General features: G+C 71.7%; 2 protein-coding genes. One reads left to right on the top strand and one right to left on the bottom strand.

What is annotated here, in order from left to right; genetic code table 11:
* A partial coding sequence (locus R6V09_RS49485) for a DMT family transporter (protein ID WP_317887992.1) occupies positions 1-719 on the top strand: 719 nt, incomplete at its 5' end.
* A 17-nt stretch (positions 720-736) separates the two neighbouring features.
* On the opposite strand, the gene R6V09_RS49480 is transcribed toward R6V09_RS49485, so the two are convergent.
* On the bottom strand, positions 737-3,206 hold a 2,470-nt coding region (locus tag R6V09_RS49480; protein ID WP_317887991.1), incomplete at its 5' end, for a bifunctional [glutamine synthetase] adenylyltransferase/[glutamine synthetase]-adenylyl-L-tyrosine phosphorylase.

Below are 3,206 nucleotides of genomic sequence, written 5' to 3'. Positions count from 1 at the left end.
CTTCCGATCTCGCGGTGGCCGCCCTCTTCTGCAACGCCATCCCGTTCGCCCTGTTCAGCGTGGGCGAGCAGACCGTCGACTCCGGGATCGCGGGTGTCCTGAACGCCACAACTCCCTTGTGGTCCCTGCTGATCGGCATCGCCCTCGGCACCGACCGCGGCCTCGGCCGGGCCCGCCTCACCGGCCTTCTGCTCGGCTTCGCGGGTACGGTCCTGATCTTCGCCCCATGGCAACGCTCGGGTCTGGCCGGCTGGGGCGCGCCGGCCCTGCTGGGCGCCGCCGCGAGCTACGCCGTGGCCTTCGCCTACATGGCCCGCAAACTCACCACCGGCCAGGCACCGTTGGCGGTCTCGGCGGCACAACTGCTGGCGGCGACGGCCTGGACGACCCTCGCCCTACCGGCCGCGGGTCCGACCCACCCCGACCTCACGGCCCTCCTCGCGGTGACCGCCCTCGGCGTCCTCGCCACCGGCGTGACCTTCTACCTCAACTACCGCCTGATAGCGGACGAGGGCGCGACGAGCGCGGCAACGGTGGGATATCTGCTGCCAGTTGTGTCGGTGTCGCTGGGCGCGGTGCTGCTGGACGAGAGGGTGGGGTTGCGGGTGGTGGCAGGGATGGCGGTGGTGCTGGTGGGGGTGGCACTTTCGCATCGCCGTCAGCTGGACGCGCCTTTTAGGGGCGCGGGGAACTGCGCGCCCAGCCCCCACCGGCCGTAAGCCAAAAAACAACCCTCTCAGGCCCCGTAGAACAACACGTCCACCACACCCCGAGCCCGCCGAGTAGTCCGCCGATAGTCATCGAGCATGTCCCCAACATGCCCCGGCCCATACCCCAAATACCGCCCCACAGCAGCCAGTTCACGCGGATCAGAAGGAAACGTATCCCCCGCCCGCCCCCGCACCAGCATCACCGCGTTACGAACCCGAGTCGCCAACACCCAGGCCTCGTCCAACGTCGCCGCGTCCTCGACAGAGATCAGCTCGGCAGCACACGCCGCCGCAAGAGCCTCCCGCGTACGAGTGGTCCGCAGCCCCGGCTCACTCCACCCGTGCTGCAACTGCATGAGCTGCACGGTCCACTCGACATCGGAGAGCCCCCCACGCCCCAACTTCGTGTGCAGAGTCGGGTCAGCCCCACGAGGCAACCGCTCCGACTCCATCCGGGCCTTCAACCGCCGGATCTCCCGTACGGCGTCGTCACCGAGCCCCTCGGCCGGATACCGCAACGAATCGATCAGCTCGATGAACCGACGCCCCAACTCCCCGTCCCCGGCCACGGGTTCGGCCCGCAACAGCGCCTGCGACTCCCAGACCAGCGACCACCGGCGGTAGTACGCCTCGTAGGAGTTCAACGACCGCACGAGCGGCCCCGACTTGCCCTCGGGACGCAGGTCCGCGTCGATCAGCAGGGGCGGGTCCGAGCTGGCGACCTGGAGCAGTCGGCGCATCTCGGAGACGACCTTGTTGGCCGCGTCGGAGGCCTCGCGCTCCGGTACGCCCTCGCGGGGTTCGTGCACGAACAGGACGTCCGCGTCGGAGCCGTAGCCCAGTTCGTGGCCGCCGAAGCGGCCCATGCCGATGACGGCGAAGCGGGTGGGCAGGGTGTCGCCCCAGGTCTCGCGGACCACCGCGCGCAGGGTGCCGGCGAGGGTGGCCGCGGTGAGGTCGGAGACGGCGCCGCCGACCCGGTCGACGAGGGCGCCCTGGTCGGCCTCGACGGGCTGGGTCTCGGTGCCGTAGGAGCCGACGATGTCGAAGGCGGCCGTACGGAAGAGTTCGCGGCGGCGGACGCCGCGGGCGAAGGTGACCGCCTGGGCGGCGTCGTCGGCGCGGCCGACCGCGGCCAGTATCTCCTGATCCAGGTGGGCGCGTTCGCGGGGTTCGAGGCCGCTGCCGCCGTCGCCGGCGCCGAGGAGGGCGACCGCTTCGGGGGCGCGCATGAGGAGGTCGGGGGCGAGGCGGCCGGCCGACAGGACGCGGGCGAGGTTCTCGGCGGCGGCGCCCTCGTCCCTCAACAGCCGTAGGTACCAAGGGGTTCTACCGAGCGCGTCGGAGACCTTGCGGAAGTTGAGGAGGCCCGCGTCCGGGTCGGCGGAGTCCGCGAACCAGCCCAACAGGACGGGCAGCAGGGTGCGTTGGATGGCGGCCTTGCGGGTGACTCCGGAGGCGAGGGCCTCGATGTGGCGGAGGGCCGCCGCCGGGTCGATGTAGCCGAGGGCGACCAGCCGTTCGCGAGCGGCCTGAGGGCTCAACCTGGTCTCGCCGGGGGCGAGTTGGGCGACCGCGTCGAGCAGCGGGCGGTAGAAGAGCTTCTCGTGCAGCCGTCGTACGACGGTCGCGTGGCGCTTCCACTCGCGGTTCAGCTCGGCGACCGGGTCGGTGCGCAGGCCCATCGAGCGGCCGAGGCGGCGCTGGTCGGCCTCCTCGACGGGGACCAGGTGGGTGCGGCGCAACCGGTAGAGCTGGATGCGGTGTTCCATGGTGCGCAGGAAGCGGTAGGCGTCGTCGAGCCGGGCGGCGTCCTCGCGGCCGACGTAGCCGCCGGCGGCGAGGGCATCGAGCGCGACGAGCGTGGTGCCGCTGCGGAGCGAGATGTCTGCGCGGCCGTGCACCAACTGCAGGAGCTGGACGGCGAATTCGACGTCCCGCAGGCCGCCGGGGGCGAGCTTCAGTTCGCGGTCGATCTCGGCGGCCGGGATGTTCTCGACGACGCGGCGGCGCATCTTCTGCACGTCGGTGACGAAGTTCTCGCGCTCGGCCGCTTTCCACACGAGGGGTTCGAGGGCGGCGACGTACTCCGCGCCGAGCGCGAGGTCGCCGGCCACCGGCCGGGCCTTGAGCAGGGCCTGGAACTCCCAGGTCTTGGCCCAGCGTTGGTAGTAGGCGAGGTGGCTGGCGAGGGTGCGGACGAGCGGGCCGTTGCGGCCCTCGGGGCGGAGGTTGGCGTCGACGGGCCAGATGGAGCCCTCGACGGTGGTCTCGGAGCAGATCCGCATCATGTGCGCGGCGAGCTTGGTGGCGGCGCGGAGCGCCTTGCCCTCGTCGGCGCCGTCGACGGCCTCGCCGACGAAGATGACGTCGACGTCGGAGACGTAGTTCAGCTCGTGGCCGCCGCACTTGCCCATCGCGATCACCGCGAGCCGGCACAGCGCGGCGTCGTCGGGTGCGGCGGCGCTCGCGATGGCGAGGGCGGCGCGCAGGGTG

Origin of the sequence: Streptomyces sp. W16 (assembly GCF_033194735.1) — a bacterium.
Taxonomy (GTDB): domain Bacteria; phylum Actinomycetota; class Actinomycetes; order Streptomycetales; family Streptomycetaceae; genus Streptomyces.
This window is presented reverse-complemented; position numbering and strand designations above follow the sequence as displayed.